The sequence below is a fragment of the Billgrantia desiderata genome (assembly GCF_900108215.1).
Lineage (GTDB): Bacteria > Pseudomonadota > Gammaproteobacteria > Pseudomonadales > Halomonadaceae > Halomonas > Halomonas desiderata.
The window spans coordinates 46,527-62,980 of the sequence record NZ_FNVC01000029.1 but is presented as its reverse complement, the minus strand read 5'-3'; the positions used below and the strand labels follow the sequence as shown (position 1 = coordinate 62,980).

At 64.8% G+C, this 16,454-nt stretch carries 14 protein-coding genes; 12 read left to right on the top strand and 2 right to left on the bottom strand.

Annotation, left to right across the window (positions count from 1 at the left end):
• On the bottom strand, positions 1 to 569 hold a 569-nt coding region (locus C4S71_RS19850; protein ID WP_146064630.1), incomplete at its 3' end, for an aldehyde dehydrogenase family protein.
• Positions 570 to 722: 153 nt separating this feature from the next.
• The gene (locus tag C4S71_RS19845; RefSeq protein WP_103970301.1) at positions 723 to 1,937 is read right to left on the bottom strand and encodes an ROK family protein; all 1,215 of its coding nucleotides are present in this window, start codon (positions 1,935 to 1,937) and stop codon (positions 723 to 725) included.
• 291 nt (positions 1,938 to 2,228) lie between these two features.
• Between C4S71_RS19845 and C4S71_RS19840 the strand changes: the two genes are divergently transcribed.
• The 12 genes from C4S71_RS19840 (at position 2,229) to C4S71_RS19785 (ending at position 16,406) form a co-directional block, all read left to right on the top strand.
• Positions 2,229 to 2,999: an SDR family NAD(P)-dependent oxidoreductase gene (locus tag C4S71_RS19840; protein ID WP_086511007.1), complete on the top strand. Its 771-nt coding sequence runs from the start codon at positions 2,229 to 2,231 to the stop codon at positions 2,997 to 2,999.
• A gap of 70 nt (positions 3,000 to 3,069) precedes the next feature.
• Positions 3,070 to 4,362, top strand: coding sequence for an ABC transporter substrate-binding protein (locus tag C4S71_RS19835; protein WP_103970300.1), 1,293 nt, complete (start codon positions 3,070 to 3,072; stop codon positions 4,360 to 4,362).
• 88 nt (positions 4,363 to 4,450) lie between these two features.
• Positions 4,451 to 5,383, top strand: a complete 933-nt coding sequence (locus tag C4S71_RS19830; RefSeq protein ID WP_086511009.1) for a carbohydrate ABC transporter permease — start codon at positions 4,451 to 4,453, stop codon at positions 5,381 to 5,383.
• Complete coding sequence (locus C4S71_RS19825; protein WP_086511010.1) at positions 5,380 to 6,207, top strand: carbohydrate ABC transporter permease; 828 nt, start codon at positions 5,380 to 5,382, stop codon at positions 6,205 to 6,207. The genes C4S71_RS19830 and C4S71_RS19825 overlap by 4 nt, the downstream gene beginning before the upstream one ends.
• Before the next feature lie 5 nt (positions 6,208 to 6,212).
• Positions 6,213 to 7,829: a glycoside hydrolase family 43 protein gene (locus C4S71_RS19820; protein WP_086511011.1), complete on the top strand. Its 1,617-nt coding sequence runs from the start codon at positions 6,213 to 6,215 to the stop codon at positions 7,827 to 7,829.
• Positions 7,830 to 7,880: 51 nt separating this feature from the next.
• Positions 7,881 to 8,921, top strand: coding sequence for an ABC transporter ATP-binding protein (locus tag C4S71_RS19815; protein WP_086511012.1), 1,041 nt, complete (start codon positions 7,881 to 7,883; stop codon positions 8,919 to 8,921).
• A 21-nt stretch (positions 8,922 to 8,942) separates the two neighbouring features.
• Positions 8,943 to 9,845: an aldose 1-epimerase gene (locus tag C4S71_RS19810; protein ID WP_103970299.1), complete on the top strand. Its 903-nt coding sequence runs from the start codon at positions 8,943 to 8,945 to the stop codon at positions 9,843 to 9,845.
• Positions 9,846 to 9,988: 143 nt separating this feature from the next.
• Complete coding sequence (gene lamB, locus C4S71_RS19805; RefSeq protein ID WP_234238407.1) at positions 9,989 to 11,323, top strand: maltoporin; 1,335 nt, start codon at positions 9,989 to 9,991, stop codon at positions 11,321 to 11,323.
• 79 nt (positions 11,324 to 11,402) lie between these two features.
• Positions 11,403 to 12,809: a sugar porter family MFS transporter gene (locus C4S71_RS19800; RefSeq protein WP_103970298.1), complete on the top strand. Its 1,407-nt coding sequence runs from the start codon at positions 11,403 to 11,405 to the stop codon at positions 12,807 to 12,809.
• A 303-nt stretch (positions 12,810 to 13,112) separates the two neighbouring features.
• Positions 13,113 to 13,883 (top strand): SDR family NAD(P)-dependent oxidoreductase, encoded by a 771-nt coding sequence (locus C4S71_RS19795; RefSeq protein ID WP_103970297.1) that lies wholly within the window; start codon positions 13,113 to 13,115, stop codon positions 13,881 to 13,883.
• Positions 13,883 to 15,412 (top strand): sugar ABC transporter ATP-binding protein, encoded by a 1,530-nt coding sequence (locus tag C4S71_RS19790; protein ID WP_103970296.1) that lies wholly within the window; start codon positions 13,883 to 13,885, stop codon positions 15,410 to 15,412. The genes C4S71_RS19795 and C4S71_RS19790 overlap by 1 nt, the downstream gene beginning before the upstream one ends.
• The gene (locus C4S71_RS19785) at positions 15,405 to 16,406 is read left to right on the top strand and encodes an ABC transporter permease (protein WP_234238404.1); all 1,002 of its coding nucleotides are present in this window, start codon (positions 15,405 to 15,407) and stop codon (positions 16,404 to 16,406) included. Before C4S71_RS19790 ends, C4S71_RS19785 begins: the two co-directional genes overlap by 8 nt.
• Positions 16,407 to 16,454 lie beyond the last annotated feature (48 nt).

Sequence of the window (16,454 nt, the reverse complement as noted above, 5' to 3'; positions counted from 1 at the left end):
GGGTGGGCGGAGTGGGCCTTGACGATCACCGGGCAGCCGGCAGCGAGTGCCGAGGCGGTATCGCCACCGGCCACGGAAAAGGCCAGCGGGAAGTTCGAGGCGCCGAACACGGCGACCGGGCCGAGCGGAATGTGGCGCTGGCGCAGGTCGGCGCGGGGCAGCGGCTCACGCTCGGGCAGGGCCGGATCGAGGCGCAGGTCGAGCCACTCGCCGGCGCGTACCACCTTGGCGAACAGGCGCAGCTGGCCGCAGGTGCGGCCGCGCTCGCCCTCGAGGCGGGGGCGGGGCAGGCCGGTCTCGGCCATGGCGCGTTCGATCAGTTCATCGCCGATGGCCTCGATCTCGCCGGCGATGGTTTCGAGGAATGTGGCGCGCTGCTCCAGCGTCGTCTCGCGGTAGACGCCGAATGCCTCTTCGGCCAAGGCACAGGCGCGCTCCACCTCGGCCTGGGTGCCACCGGCGTAGGCGGGTGCCAGCCGCTCACCGGTGGCGGGGTCGACGGCGTGGATGGGCGTGGAACTGCCGCTGACGGCCTCGCGGCCGATCAGCATCTTGCCTTCCAGGGACATGACGGGCTCCTGCGGTTGTTGTCGATGATGGATTCGGTCCGACGGATGCACAGCTAGGTGTATCCGGTTTTATCCTGGGCGATGAAGCCACTAAGTTCAATCTTTTAACTTAGTGGATGGTATCGACCTTGGTCGCGATCCGCAGGGGGCGTATCAGAAAAAGGTGTCGCCGAGATCGCTCGAGCCGTGAATGATGCTGGCCAGAACCTGGGCGGCGGCGCCTCTGGCGGCGATGAAGGTGGAGTCCTGAACCACCCGCAGCGGTACCTGCTGAGTGGTGCCGAGCAGGCGGTTCTGATTGGCCTTGAAGAAGTCGAGGGCGGGGCCGAGCAGGGGAGCGCCCAACTGGGTGAGGGAGCCGCCCAGCACGATCTCGGAGGGGTTCTGGGTGTGGTGCAGGTTGAGCAGCAGGACTCCCAGCGCTTCGCCGGCCCGGCGCAGCGTGACCTGCACGTCGGGCTCATCCAGCCTTGGCAGCAAGCTCTCGATGAGGTCTTCCTCTTCCGCAATGCCCAGGGCGGCGCGGATCGACCAGCCGCTGACCAGAGTTTCGGCGCAGCCGCGATTGCCGCAGTGGCAGTAGAGCCCCCCGGGTTGCAGGACGGTATGCCCGATCTCACCGGCCAGACCCTGGATGCCGCGAGTGACCAGCGGCAAGTGGCTGCCCTCCACCATGCCGCTACCGATGCCGGTGCCGGCGCTGACGTAAACCAGCGACTCGGGAATGTTGCCGGTACGGAAGTAGAGTTCGCCGAAGGCCGCCGACTTCGCTTCGTTGTCCATCAGCCAGGTGCCCTCCAGGTGGGGCAGGTGGGGACGAAGCAGCTCGAGGAAACGCACGTCTCGCCAGCCCAGGTTGGGAGCCAGCCGCAGTACCGGCTTGTTGGGTGCGATAGGGCCGGGCAGGGCAATGCCGAGGCCCAGACAACGGCGCTTCTTGACCGGAGCTTCTTGCATCAGCCCGTGCAGCAGTTCCCCAAGCAGCTCGGCAGTGACTTCGGGGGTAGTGGGCACGAGGTGCTCGTGGTGTGAAACCAGCACCTGGCCCGCCAGCGTACAGGCCACCAGGCGTAACCCATGTACGCCAACCTCGGCACCGAGCAGGACGTGCTGCTCTTCGTTGAGGTGCAGAGCACGACCCGGGCGACCGCCGCTGCTCTTCTGCAGCTCCCCTTCCCGCAGCCAACCCTGATTCAGCAGGGATTGCACGCCGGCACCCACGGTGGCCTTGGTCAACTGAGCCTGGGTGGCGATGTCGGCACGAGTGAGGCCGGGGGTACGACGCACGAGCTCGAGAATGGCGCTACGGTTGAGCCGCTTGAGGAAGTGGAGATCGCCCGCCTTGTGCTGTTGATTGCTGGTAGACATAGAGTAAGGAGGCCCTGCGGTCCGCGCACAGCGGAAAAACGGATGAAGCCGATGCCCACGCGTAGCGTACCGAAGAGCGTCTGGGTTCGTTGCGAGAGCGGGTTGGTTCCAAGAATAAACGAATTAAAAACCATCGGCCATGCTCGAAAGTGACTGCCCATTCCCGTCATGTGCAGGAATCTATCTGATTTAGGTAAATAAACTTCGAGTTTCTACTAACGTCGCATTGCTGATCCACTGGAGGGTGTCCACTCTCCGCTTAGTAAATAGAAAAAACTAAGTGGAGAGAGCATGAGCAACGACGCGGCGCGTTACCCCAGCCTCGAACAGCGGGTGGTCTTCATCACTGGCGGAGGTAGCGGCATTGGCGCAGAACTGACCCGAGCCTTTCACCGACAGGGAGCTCGTGTCGCCTTCGTCGATATCGATGATGCCGCCAGTCAGGCGCTGGTGGAGCGGCTCAAGGCAGAGACCGGCCGGGCGCCGCACTATCGTCACTGCGACATCCGTGACGTCGCGGCCCTGCAAGCGGCCATTGCCGAGGTCGGTCGGGAGTTTGGGCCCATCCATACCCTGGTCAACAACGCTGCCAACGACGATCGCCACACCTGGCAAGAGGTCGACGTTGCCTACTGGGACGAGCGCATGTCGCTCAACCTGCGACCGATGTTCTTCGCCGCCCAGGCAGCGGCGCACCAGATGATCGAGGCCGGCGGCGGCGCGATCATCAACTTCGGCTCGATCAGCGTGCAGATGGCCATCCCCGAACTGTCGGCCTACGTCACCGCCAAGGCGGCGGTGCATGGCCTGACACGCAGCCTGGCCCGCGACCTGGGACGCTACGGCATCCGCGTCAACACCCTGGTGCCCGGCTCGATCCTGACCGAGCGCCAGTTGCAGAAGTGGATCGGCCCCGAAGAGGAGGCATCGATCCTGGCCCATCAGTGCTTGAAGCTGCGGCTCGAGCCCAGGCACATCGCCCCCACCGTGCTGTTCCTGGCCAGTGCCGATAGCGCCGCGATAACGGGCCAGGAGATAGCCGTCGATGGCGGCTGGGGCTGATTTTTCATCCCAATGATTTTCTCAGAACAAGAGGTGCACCATGCGCTTACAACAAGACAAGGAGCTCGTCATGCACATTACAGGACAACGCTCGTCACAGCCGGCGCGCGCTAAGCGCTGGTTGGCCGCTGCCGTTGCGCTCACTTCGGGCCTGGCTGCATTCGCTGCGGCGGCCGATACCACCGTGCGGGTGCTGCGGGTCGAGATCAGCGACGTCGAGAAGCAGTATTACGCCGATATCGTCGCCGAGTACGAGGCGCAGAACCCGGGAGTCAATGTGGTCTTCGAATACATTGCCAACGAGGCCTACAAGACGCGCCTGCCCACCCTGCTGCAATCCAATCAGCGCCCTGACATCTTCTACAGCTGGGGCGGCGAGGGGCTGCGCGACCAGGTCGAGGCCGGCTTCGTGCGCGACCTCACCGAGGAGATGCAGGACGGTTGGCAGGATCTCTATCCCGAGTCGGCCGTGCGCGCCTTCACGCTGGACGATCGCATCTACGGCGCGCCGCTCTACGCTACCGTAGTGGGCTTCTGGGCCAACACCGCACTGACCGAACAGGCCGGCGTCGACATCGAAGCCATCGAGACCTGGGAGGACCTGCAGGAGGCGGTGGTCGCCCTGCGCGAAAGCGGCATCACCCCCGCCGTGGTGGGTGGCCAGGATGGCTGGCCGATGCACTTCTACTGGGGCTACCTGGCCACGCGCCTGGCCGGCGGCGAGGGCATCGAGGCGGCCAAGGAGGGCGAGAACGGCGGCTTCGAGGGTGAGCCCTTCGTGCGCGCTGGCGAGCTGCTGCAGTCCTTCGTCGAACTCAACCCCTTCCAGTCGGGCTTCATGGCGACTTCCTACGAGCGTGCCAGCGGCATGTTCGGCGACGGCGAGGCGGCCCTGCACCTGATGGGCGACTGGGACTACATCCCCTCCAAGGAGCGCTCGATGACGGGCGAGGGCGTGCCCGACGAGGATCTCGAGTTCATTCGCTTTCCCCGGGTGGACGATGGCGCCGGCAACGATGACAGCTTCGGCGGCATGAACGGCTTCGCCGTGACCCGCGACGCTTCCGACGAGGCGGTGGACTTCCTGCGCTTCCTGCTCAACGAGGAGAACCAGCGCGAGGCGGCGCGGCTCGGCATCTTCGTGCCGGTGGCCCATGGCTCCGAGGAGGAACTCGATACGCCCTATGCGCGCAAGGTGGCGCAGATCCTCAGCGAATCCAACTTCCATCAGGTGTTCCTCGACCAGGCGCTGGGCACTTCCGTCGGTGCCACGGTAAACGACATCAGCGGCGACCTGGCGCAGGGCGAGATCACGCCCGAGGAGGCGGCTGCCCAGGTCGAAGAGGCCTGGATGTTCCGCTGAGCCGTTCGTCGGACGCATCCACGAACCTGAGCATGCCCGGTGCCGCGCTCACGCCGCGCCGGGCCCCGTTCTCCGAAGGGAATCCGTCATGAGTACCCTGACCCGACCTGCCGTGCACAGGAGAAGCAACACCGATCGCCTGCGGCAGGGGCTGGCCAACGGCAAGTTCACCGCCGTGCTGATCCTGCTGCCCCCGGCGCTGATCCTGTTCTCGCTGTTCGTCATCCTGCCGCTGGCCGATGCGGCCTACTACAGTGCCTTCTCCTGGAACGGCTACGGCACGCCGACCAACTTCGTCGGCACCCAGAACTACGAGCGGCTGCTCGACCACTCGGTGTTCCACACTGCGCTGTGGAACACCGCCAAGCTGATCCTCGTCTCGTTGATCATCCAGATGCCGCTGGCGCTGGGCCTGGCGCTGCTGGTGTATCGCAAGACCCCGACCAACACCCTGTTCCGGCTGGTGTTCTTCCTGCCCTACATTCTTGCCGAGGTGGCCGCCGGGCTGATCTGGAGCTTCGTCTTCGATGGTGACTACGGCATCACCGCCTTCATGTTCCAGACCCTGGGGCAGGAGTCGGTCTACGTGCTGGCCGATCGCCAGTGGGCTTTCCCGGCGATCATGACGGTGATCGTATGGAAGTACTTCGGCTTCCACATGATGATCTACATCGCCGCGCTGCAGAGCGTGCCCAAGGACCTGATCGAAGCGGCCAAGCTCGAGGGTGCCAAGCCGCGTCAGGTGGCCCTGTTCGTGCAGATCCCGCTGATCAAGCACGCCATCGTGGTGAGCGGCTTCTTCGCCATTATCGGTTCGCTGCAGATCTTCGACATCATCATCCCGATGACCAACGGCGGGCCGTCAAACTCGACCCATACCATCGTCACCTACCTCTACACCTTCGGCCTGTCGCGGCTCAACATCGGCTTCGGTAGTGCCGCCGCCGTGGTGCTGTTCGTGCTCGCCATCGGCATTGCGCTGTTCTACCAGCGCGCCACGGCGAAGGAGGAGCGGACATGAGCAGCGCAACCTTCCGCAACACCCTGCGCGTGATCGTGTTGATCCTGGTGGCCAGCCTGGTCATCGGCCCGCTGCTGGCGTCCTTCTTCGGCGGCTTCAAGACCAACGCCGAGCTGCGCACCAACCCGCTGTGGCTGCCCGACGCCTGGAATCCGCAGAACTACGTCGCGATCTTCCTCGACGGCAATTTCTGGCGCTACATGGGCAACTCGTTCTTCATCTCGTCGATGACGGTGCTGCTGACCCTGGTAGTGGGCGCGGCGGCGGCCTACGTGTTCTCGCAGATCCGCTTCTTCGGCTCGCGGATGATCCACTCCTACCTGCTGCTGGGGCTGATGTTCCCCTTCGCTGCGGCGATCCTGCCGCTGTTCATCAAGGTGCGCGACCTGGGTCTGCTGGATACCTACTGGGCGGTGATCCTGCCGCAGACCGCCTTCGGCCTGTCGCTGGCGATCCTGCTGTTCAAGGCGTTCTTCGATCAGCTGCCCAAGGAGTTGTTCGAGGCCGCCTACGTCGATGGCTGCAGTTACCTGCGCTTCTTCTGGTCGTTCACCCTGCCGCTGTCGACGCCGATCCTGGCCACCGTGGGGGTGTTCGTCTTCGTGCAGAGCTGGAACAACTTCCTGCTGCCGCTGGTGGTGCTCAACGACCGCTCCATCTACACCTGGCCGCTGGGCATGATGCAGTTCCAGGGCGAGTACCTGACCCAGTGGAACATGATCCTGGCGTTCGTGACGCTGACCATCACGCCGGCGGTGATCTTCTTCCTCGCCGCGCAGAAATACATCGTGGCCGGACTGACCGGCGGCTCCGTCAAGGGATGACACCGATGACCGATACCATCCGCAACCCGATTCTCCCCGGCTTCAACCCCGATCCCTCGATCTGCCGGGTCGGTGAGGACTACTACATCGCCACCTCCACCTTCGAGTGGTACCCGGGAGTGCAGATCCACCACTCGCGGGACCTGGCCAACTGGCGGCTGGTGAGCCGGCCGCTGGCCCGGGCCGCCCAGCTCGACATGCGCGGCAATCCCGACTCCTGTGGCATCTGGGCGCCTTGCCTGACCCATGCCGACGGCTTGTTCTGGCTGATCTACACCGACATGAAGCGCTACGAGGGCAACTTCAAGGATGGCCACAACTATCTGGTCACCGCGCCCGCCATCGAGGGACCCTGGAGCGACCCGGTGTATCTCAATTCCAGCGGCTTCGATCCCTCGCTGTTCCACGATGACGACGGCCGCAAGTGGCTGGTCAACCTCAAGTGGGACTACCGCCAGCGCGAGGGCGGCGATCGCTTCGGCGGCATCCTGCTGCAGGAGTACGACGTCGAGCGCAGGCAACTGGTCGGCCCGATCCGCAACATCTTTGCCGGCACCGAGATGAAGCTCACCGAGGGGCCGCACCTCTATCGCCGCGACGGCTGGTACCACCTGCTGGTGGCCGAGGGCGGTACCGGCTACGACCACGCCGTGACCATGGCGCGCTCGCGCGAGATCGCCGGCCCCTATGAGGTACACCCGGACAACCCGGTGCTGACCACGCGCCAGGATCCGGACAATCCGCTGCAGCGTGCCGGCCACGCCGATCTGGTCGATACGCCGGAAGGCGAGACCTATATGGTGCACCTGTGCAGCCGGCCGCTGCCCGGCACGCGCCGCTCGCCGCTGGGGCGCGAGACGGCGATCCAGCGGGTCGAGTGGGGCGAGGACGGCTGGCTGCGCCTGGCCCATGGCGGCAACGTTCCGGCGCTGGAGGTGGCCCTTGCTGGCGTCGAGACCGGCGTGGCGCAGTGGGAGCCGGCCGAGGAGGAAACCTATGCGTTCGCGCCCGGCGCGCTGCCGGCGGATTTCCAGTGGCTGCGCACGCCCGAGCCCGAGCGGCTGTTCTCGCTCGATGCGCTGCCCGGTTATCTGCGTCTTTACGGCCGCGAGTCGGTGGGTTCCTGGTTCGAGCAGGCGCTGGTGGCAAGGCGCCAGGACAGCTGGCACTGCAGCGCCGAGACCGAACTCGAGTTCGAGCCCGACGACATCCAGCAGTTCGCCGGGCTGATCGCCTACTACAACCGCTTCAAGTTCCACTATCTCGCAGTGAGCCTGAACGATGAGGGCAACAAGGTGCTCAGCGTGATGAGCTGCCACGACGAGTGGCCCAGCGGGCAGCTCGACATCGTCGAGGGCGGCGTGGCGCTCGAGCCCGGCCTGCCGGTACGTCTCGGCCTCGACATCCGTGAGCGCGAGCTGCAGTTCCGCTTCGCCCAGGGCAGCGCCGGGTGGCGGCCGATCGGCCCGGTGCTGGACGCCGGGCTGCTCTCGGACGAAGGCAGCGGTCGCGCCCACGGCTACTTCACCGGCAACTTTCTGGGTATGGCGGCGCATGACATCAGCGGACGCGCCACGCCGGCGGACTTCGCCGGGTTCCGCTATCGCCGCAATACCCGCTGAACCCGATTACGCCCACAACCAAACACAACAGGCGGCAAGAAGAGACATGCTATGGCTGACGTAACCCTGGTCGACATCGAGAAGACCTTCCGTGGCAAGACCACGGTGATCCCCAACCTCAACCTGCGCATCGAGGACGGCTCCTTCACCGTGCTGGTGGGCCCCTCCGGCTGCGGCAAGTCGACCCTGCTGCGCATGATCGCCGGGCTCGAGACGGTGACCCGCGGTGCCATCTCCATTGGCGGGCGCGACGTCACCACCGCCGAGCCCAGCGAGCGCAACATCGCCATGGTGTTCCAGTCCTACGCGCTCTATCCGCACATGACGGTGGCACGCAACATCGACTTCGGCATGCGCCTGGCCAAGGTGCCCACCGAGGAGCGCATGGCGAAGGTGGCCGAGGCGGCACGCCTGCTCAACCTGGAAGAGCTGCTCGAGCGTAAGCCAGCCGAGCTCTCCGGCGGCCAGCGCCAGCGCGTGGCCATCGGTCGCGCCATCGTGCGCAACCCCGGGGTGTTCCTGTTCGACGAACCGCTCTCCAACCTCGACGCGGCGCTGCGCAACCGCATGCGCGTGGAGCTGGCCGAGCTGCACCAGCGACTCGACGCCACCATGATCTATGTCACCCACGATCAGGTCGAGGCAATGACCCTGGCCGACTGCATCGTGGTGATGAACGCTGGCCAGATCGAACAGGTCGGCACGCCGATGAACCTCTACCAGCGCCCCGAGACGCTGTTCGTGGCCGGCTTCATCGGCTCGCCGAAGATGAACCTGATCGAAGGGGAGGTGGCCAAGGCCCATGGCGCCACCACGCTGGGCATTCGCCCGGAGCACCTCGAGGTGAGCCACGAGGCAGGGGAGTGGCGCACCCGGGTGCGGGTGGTGGAGATGCTCGGTGCCGACGCTTTCGCCTATGTCGACAGCGATGCTACCGGCCCGCTCACCGTGCGTCTGCCCGGCGACGCCGAGGTGCGCAGCGGCGACATTCTCTACCTGACGCCGCGCTACGAGCTGCTGCATGCCTTCGGCATCGATGGACGACGCTTGCCGGACGAGGCCCTGGCCAGACCTCGGGCCACCATGGCCTGAACAGAGAGCGAGAACAGCGCAATGACGACGATCACTCTCGACAACGGCAGGCTGCGACTGGTGGTCAACCCGCTGGTCGGTGGCTCCGTGGTGCGTTTCGACAGGCTCACCGAGCATGGCCCCGAGCCGCTGATGCGTCCGGGCAACGACGCCGAGCGCGACCCCAACCGGCTGGCCATGTATCCGCTGGTGCCGTGGTCCAACCGTATCGGCGGGGGCGGTTTCACCTGGCAGGGGCGCCACTACCCGCTCGCGGCCAACCTGGCCGGTGAGCCCCTGCCGATCCACGGCGACGGTTGGCAGCGGGAATGGCGGGTGGAGCGGCAAGCGCAGCACGAACTGCGCCTGACGCTGCGCTCGTTTGAGCAGCCGCCGTTCGACTACCTGGCGGAGCTGAGCTATCGCCTGGCGGATGACACCCTCGAGGTGGTCCTTGCCGTGACTCATCGGGGAGAGACACCGGCTCCCTATGGCCTGGGCCTGCATCCCTGGTTCCCGCGCAGCGCCGATGTGCGGCTCGAGGCTACTGCCGAAGGCGTGTGGGAGGTCGACGCCGACCAATTGCCTACCGAATGGCGCCGGCTCGAGGCGACCGAGAGCTGGAACTTCTCGCGGGGTAAGGGGCTGCCGAGCGGCAAGATCGACAATCTCTTCACCGGCTGGCACGGCCGGGCCGAGCTGCGCTGGCCTGAGCGCGGCGTGACGCTCGAGGTGCGTGCCGACACCTCGCGCTACCTGGTCTTCTCGCCGGGCAAGCAGGCGGATTTCTTCTGCTTCGAGCCGGTTTCCCATGGCGTCGATGCCCACCGTTTCGCTGACTCCCCCACCCAGGGCCTTACCTCTGAAGAATCAGGCCTGGTGATCCTGGAAGAGGGGGAGCGCTGCGAGATGTGCTGCCACTTCCGCTGTCACCCCGCTGACTGAACTCACGTTCGGTACCCGCTCTTTCGATACCCGCTTTTTCGATACCTGCTTTTGACGACAAAGGAGACGACACGCATCGCTTAACCACTTAGTTCAGACTTATTACCAACAACAAGCAGCGCCATCATTCACAGGAGCAAACAATGAAGACAACAGTGAAAACGCCACCTCATGCCAGACACACTCTCTCCCGCCTGGGCCTGATCGGGCTCGGCTGCCTGGCCTTCGCCAGCGCACAGGCACAAGAGGGAGCGATGTCCGGCATCGACTTCACCGGCTATGCGCGCTCCGGCGTCGGCAATACCGCAGGCGGCGGCGACCAGGCCTGCTTTCGGGCCAACGGTGCGGGGGCCAAGTATCGTCTGGGCAACGAGTGCGAGACCTATGCCGAGCTGGGGCTGGGTGCCACTCTGTTCGAAGAGGGCGACAGGTCGTTCTACTTCAACAGCATGGTGGGGTATTTCACCAACCAGCTGAACGATGCCGAGGATACCGAGGTTTCCCTGCGGCAGCTGTACGTTCAGGGCAACAACGTGATCGACGCCCTACCCGGCGCCACCTTATGGGCGGGCAAGCGCTTCTACCGCCGCCATGACGTACACATCAACGACTTCTTCTACTGGGACTCCACTGGCCCCGGTGGCGGTATCGAGAACATCGACGTGGGTACCGGCAGGCTGCATCTGGCGTGGATGCGTGCCACGGGCACCGACGACACCGAATACCCCGATGCCGACAACCGCATCTCCAACGACACTCTCGACATCCGCTGGTCGGACATTCCCGTCAATCCCGGCGGGAGCCTGGTGCTGGGCTACAACTACGGTCGCGCCCAGCTCAGCGAAGCCCAGGAGGCCTACTACCAGGGCAGCGAGGCCAAGCGGGGCCACATGGTAACTCTGCAGCATGAGCAGGAGAGCTGGTTCGGCGGCACCAACAAGCTGGCGCTGCAGTACGCCACCGACGGCATCATCAATGCGGGCACCGGCCAGGGGCGCATGAATGCCGGGGTCTCTCCAGACGTGCCCGGCGGCGAGATGTGGCGTGTGATCAATCACGGCAACGTCTGGCTCGCGCCAGACAGGTTCGACTTGCTGTATGCGGCCATCTACGAGGAGAAGCGCTTCGACGACGACTCCGGGGCCACCTGGATGTCGCTCGGCGTGCGTCCGACCTACTACTGGACCGACAACCTGAGCACGGCGCTGGAGATCGGCCATGACTATGTCGATCCCGAGAACGGCGATCCCAGCCACCGCTTGACCAAGGCCACCCTGGCGCAGCAGTGGTCGGCGGGGGTAGGCGGCTTCGCACGTCCGGTCATTCGCGCCTTCGTCACCTATGCGGACTGGAACGGCGACGCCTTCCAGGCGGATCGCACCAGTCGCTCGATCGATGCGGGCGCGGCGGGCGATGCCATCAACATTGATGACAGCGACGGCGTGACCTTCGGTCTGCAGATGGACGTGTGGTGGTAACGCACGCCAGGACACCCTTCATCGCGGGGCTTCCTCCCCTTGGCGCCCGCACGGGCGCCCTTTTTGCGGAGTACATGTCATGCAGGAACGCAAGGTAATGAGCCGCTCGGCCTATATCTTCATGATCTGCTGTATCGCCGCCATCGGCGGCTTTCTGTTCGGCTTCGACAGCGGTGTCATCAACGGCACGGTCGATGGCCTGCAGGCCGCTTTCGGCTCCGACAGCGTGGGCACCGGCTTCAACGTCGCCTCGATGCTGCTCGGCTGTGCCGTGGGCGCCTTCTTCGCCGGGCGCCTGGCGGACCGCTTCGGCCGCCGTACGCTGCTGATCGTGGCGGCGGTGTTCTTCCTCGTCAGCGCCTGGGGCTCGGGCATTGCCGGTGGTTCCCTGGAGTTCGTCTTCTATCGGGTGCTGGGCGGCATGGCGGTGGGGGCGGCCAGCGTGATGACCCCGGCCTACATCAGCGAAGTGGCACCTGCCGCCTATCGCGGGCGGCTCGCCACCATCCAGCAGGTGGCGATCATCTCGGGGCTGTTCGTGGCCTTTCTCAGCAACTACGTGCTGGCCCATGTGTCGGGCTCGGCCATGGCCGAGCTGTGGCTGGGCTTCGCCACCTGGCGCTGGATGTTCTGGATCGAGCTGCTGCCGGCGGCGGTGTTCCTGCTGGCGCTGCTGTTCATTCCCGAGAGCCCGCGCTACCTGATCAGCAGCGGCAAGCAGAGTGAGGCACGCCGCGTGCTGGGGCTGGTGATGCCCGAGGGCGAGGTGAGCGCCAAGCTGGCAGAGATCGATGCGACCCTGGCCCGCGATCACAAGCCGCGCCTGCGCGACGTGCTCGACCGTACCACCGGCAAGGTGCACGGCATCGTCTGGGTGGGTATCGGGCTGGCCGTGTTCCAGCAGTTGGTGGGCATCAACGTGGTGTTCTACTACGGCGCCGTGCTGTGGCAGTCGGTGGGCTTCTCCGAGGGCGATGCGCTGCTGATCAACGTCATCTCGGGGGCGGTCAGCATCGGCGCTTGCCTGCTCGCCATCGCCCTGATCGACAAGATCGGACGCAAGCCGCTGCTGTGGGCGGGCTCGGTGGGCATGGCCCTGACCCTGGCCTGCATGGCCTTTGCCTTCTCCACGGCGACCCTGGTCGATGGCCGCCTGCGCCTCGGCGATGACATGGGGGTGTTCGCCCTGCTGGCCGCCAACGCCTACGTGTTCTTCTTCAACGTCTCCTGGGGCCCGGTGATGTGGGTGATGCTCGGCGAGATGTTCCCCAATCAGATGCGTGGCTCGGGCCTGGCCATCGCCGGGCTGTTCCAGTGGCTGGCCAACTTCGGCATCACCATGACCTTCCCCATCATGCTGGCCACGATCGGCCTGGCCGGCGCCTACGGCTTCTATGCCCTGTGCGCAGTGGTGTCGGTGTTCTTCGTGCTGCGCCTGGTCAAGGAGACGCGGGGCAAGGAGCTCGAAGAGATGGCTTATGAGTGACGCTGCCGCGTAGCCCGAGCGCACGAGAAGCACCAATCGAGCCGACATCGCCGACTCTCCGGGCGGCGATGTCGGAGTAGGCATGCCTCGGCATCCTGGCACGTGTGTCCTGAGTTGGTTGTCAGACTGAACGAATTGATGAGTATCAGTCCTTCCTAAAGAGGACTGCGATATCGGATGTACGACGACAAATATACTGTTATGGAAGGATAAACAGGGATCGCGACTAACGTCTCATTGACGATTTTTGGTGGGGTGACCAATCTAGTTAGTAAATAAAAAAAACTAAGTGGGAGGTGAAGCATGAACAGCGACGTGACGCGCTACCCCAGCCTCGAGCAGCAGGTGGTCTTCATTACTGGTGGCGGCAGCGGCATCGGCGCTGCGATGACCCGGGCCTTTCACCGCCAGGGGGCCAGAGTCGCCTTCGTCGATATCGACGATGCCGCCAGTCAGGCGCTGGTGGAGGAGCTGCAGGCAACGACCGGCCGAGCTCCGCATTACCACCGCTGCGATATCCGTGACGTGGCGGCGCTGCAGGCAACGATTGCCACCGTGGGCCGCGAATTGGGCCCCATTCATACCCTGGTCAACAACGCCGCCAATGACGACCGCCATGATTGGCAGGATATCGACGTGGCCTATTGGGACGACCGTATGGCGCTCAATCTGCGTCCGATGTTCTTTGCCGCCCAGGCGGCGGCACATCAGATGATCGAAGCCGGCGGCGGGGCGATCATCAACTTCGGCTCCATCAGCGTCAAGACGGCCATTCCCCGGCTGGCGGCCTACGTCACGGCCAAGGCGGCGGTGCATGGGCTGACGCGCAGCCTGGCGCGGGACCTGGGCGAGCGCAATATCCGCGTCAACACCGTGGTCCCGGGATGCATCATGACCCAGCGTCAGCTCGACAAGTGGATCGGTCCCGATGACGAGGCGCGCATCCGTGAGCATCAGTGTCTCAAGGTTCGCCTGTTGCCCGATCATGTGGCCCCCATGGTCCTTTTCCTGGCGGCGGACGACGGCGCCCAGCTGACCGGCCATGAGTTCACCGTCGATGCGGGGTGGGGCTGATGCACACACGGAATCATCCGCTGCTGTCGGCTCGCCGGATCTGCCGCTCGTTTGGCCAGAACCAGGTGCTGTTCGACATCGATCTCGAGCTGGTGCCGGGCGAGGTCCATGCGCTGCTGGGTGAGAATGGCGCAGGCAAGTCGACGCTGGTGCGCATTCTTGCGGGCTATCTGAGTCCCAGCGAAGGTGAGATCCGCCTCGAGGGCGAACTGCGCCGCTACCGCAGCAGCGGCGATGCCGAAGCCGATGGCGTGGTGATGATTCACCAGGAGCTGGCCTTGGCCGAGCAGCTGACCGTGGAGGAGAACGTCTTTCTGGGTCGCGAGATTCGACGCGGCCCCTTCCTCGACCATCGGGCCATGCGCGAGCGCTGCCGTACGGCGCTGGCCGAGCTCGAAACCCGGGTCGACCCGCGGGCCAGGGTCAAGGACCTCAGCACGTCCGATCAGCAGATGGTGGAAATCGCCAAGGCGATCACGCGCGACGTGCGCGTGCTGATCATGGACGAGCCCACGGCGGCCCTCACCGAGCATGAAGTTGAGGTGCTGTTCGCCCTGATCGAAAGGCTGCGCGAGCGCGGCGTGGCGATCCTCTACATCTCTCACAAGCTACGCGAGATCGAGCGGATCGCTGACAGGGTCACGGTGCTGCGCGACGGCCGGCTGATCGACAGTGCACCGATGGCCGGGCGCAGCAAGGAGGAGTTGGCGCGGCTGATGGTGGGTCGCGAGATCAGCGACATGTACCCCGAGCGTACCGCGCTGGCCAGCGACGCGGAGGTGGTGCTGGAGGCCCGCGACATCGTCGTTCCCGGTGCCGTGAAACAGGCGAGCTTCACCCTGCGCCGCGGTGAGGTGCTGGGCTTCGGTGGAGTGGTGGGGGCCGGGCGCACGGCACTGATCGAAGCGGTGCTGGGACTGCGTGCCCGCAGTGGCGGTGAGGTGTTGCGCAACGGCCAACCGGTGGCACTGCGCCACCTGCGCGATGCGGTGCGCCAGCGCATCGCCTATCTCACCGAAGACCGCAAGGGCAAGGGCCTGGTGCTCAACATGGGGCTGCGCCCCAATCTCACCCTACTCAACCTGCGCGCCTACTGCCGCCCGCTGATCGACCGTCGCCGCGAGGAGCAGGCCTTCAAGGAGGCCGTCGAGCGCTTCGACATTCGCTTGCGCACCCAGGCGGCGACTGCCGCCGAGCTCTCCGGTGGCAATCAGCAGAAGCTGCTGCTGGCCAAGGTCATGTCCATCGATCCCGAGATCGTCGTCATCAACGAGCCGACCCGTGGCATCGACGTGGGCACCAAGCACCAGATCTATCACTTCGTGCGGGAACTCACCGAGGCCGGGCGCTCGGTGATCCTGGTTTCCTCCGAGATGGCCGAGCTGATCGGCCTCTCGCATCGGGTGGCGGTGATGTGTGCCGGGGTACTGACAGGCGTGCTCGAGGGCGAGCAGATCAACGAACAAGAAATCATGCAGTACGCATCCGGGATCAAGGGGGTGGGAGCCGATGAACAACGCCGTGCCTGACAACAAATCGCTCACGCAGAGCAGGGTCTCCATCGACCTCAAGACATGGGGGCCTTTCATCGCCTTGCTGGCCCTGGCGATGCTGGGCGTATTGATCAACCCCGCCTTCCTGGGGCTGGACAACCTCTCCAACATGCTCACCCGCAGCGCCTTCATCGGCATCATCGCCATCGGCGCCACCTTCGTGATCACTGCCGGTGGGCTGGACCTTTCGGTGGGCTCGATGGCGGCCTTCATCGCCGGGGTGATGATCATCCTGATGAACAGCCTGGTCGAGCAGTTCGGCCCGGGTCTCACCACCATATTGCTGGGCATCGGCGCCTCGCTGCTGCTGGGCCTGTGTGCCGGTTTCATCAACGGCATGGTGACCACCAAAGGCAAGATCGAGGCCTTCATCGTCACCCTCGGCACCATGGGCATCTATCGTTCGCTGGTGACCTACCTGGCAGATGGCGGGACCCTGTCGTTGGACTGGGGGGTGCGTGACATCTATCGGCCGGTCTACTACGGCCATCTGATGGGCATTCCGATTCCGGTGCTGGTGTTCCTGATGGTGGCAGTGGCCGGCTACATTCTGCTCAACCATACCCGCTTCGGCCGCTACTGCTTTGCCATCGGTTCCAACGAGAAGGTGGCCGAATACAGCGCCATCCATGTCGATCGCATCAAGACCATGACCTACATGCTGCAGGGCGTATGCGTGGCGCTGGCGACCATCATCTACGTGCCGCGGCTGGGCTCTGCCTCTGGCGCCACCGGGGTGCTGTGGGAACTCGAGGCGATCGCGGCGGTGATCATCGGCGGCACCGTGCTCAAGGGCGGGCACGGCCGCATCTGGGGCACGGTAGTGGGAGCGATCATGCTGACCATGATCGGCAACATTCTCAATCTGACCGATGCCATCTCCAACTATCTCAACGGTACGGTGCAGGGAATCATCATCATCGTCGCGGTGTACCTGCAGCGCGCATCGTGGAGGAAGTCGGCGCCATGAGGCGCTCTTATAGCAGCACGATAACAAGCACAAACAGCTAAGGAGCAT

Coding starts and splice junctions, on each gene's coding strand:
- C4S71_RS19820 (WP_086511011.1), top strand. CDS start 6,213: ATGACCGATACCATCCGCAACCCGATTCTCCCCGGCTTCAACCCCGAT.
- C4S71_RS19840 (WP_086511007.1), top strand. CDS start 2,229: ATGAGCAACGACGCGGCGCGTTACCCCAGCCTCGAACAGCGGGTGGTC.
- C4S71_RS19795 (WP_103970297.1), top strand. CDS start 13,113: ATGAACAGCGACGTGACGCGCTACCCCAGCCTCGAGCAGCAGGTGGTC.
- C4S71_RS19800 (WP_103970298.1), top strand. CDS start 11,403: ATGCAGGAACGCAAGGTAATGAGCCGCTCGGCCTATATCTTCATGATC.
- C4S71_RS19845 (WP_103970301.1), bottom strand. CDS start 1,937: ATGTCTACCAGCAATCAACAGCACAAGGCGGGCGATCTCCACTTCCTC.
- C4S71_RS19815 (WP_086511012.1), top strand. CDS start 7,881: ATGGCTGACGTAACCCTGGTCGACATCGAGAAGACCTTCCGTGGCAAG.
- C4S71_RS19810 (WP_103970299.1), top strand. CDS start 8,943: ATGACGACGATCACTCTCGACAACGGCAGGCTGCGACTGGTGGTCAAC.
- C4S71_RS19835 (WP_103970300.1), top strand. CDS start 3,070: ATGCACATTACAGGACAACGCTCGTCACAGCCGGCGCGCGCTAAGCGC.
- lamB (WP_234238407.1), top strand. CDS start 9,989: ATGAAGACAACAGTGAAAACGCCACCTCATGCCAGACACACTCTCTCC.
- C4S71_RS19790 (WP_103970296.1), top strand. CDS start 13,883: ATGCACACACGGAATCATCCGCTGCTGTCGGCTCGCCGGATCTGCCGC.
- C4S71_RS19825 (WP_086511010.1), top strand. CDS start 5,380: ATGAGCAGCGCAACCTTCCGCAACACCCTGCGCGTGATCGTGTTGATC.
- C4S71_RS19830 (WP_086511009.1), top strand. CDS start 4,451: ATGAGTACCCTGACCCGACCTGCCGTGCACAGGAGAAGCAACACCGAT.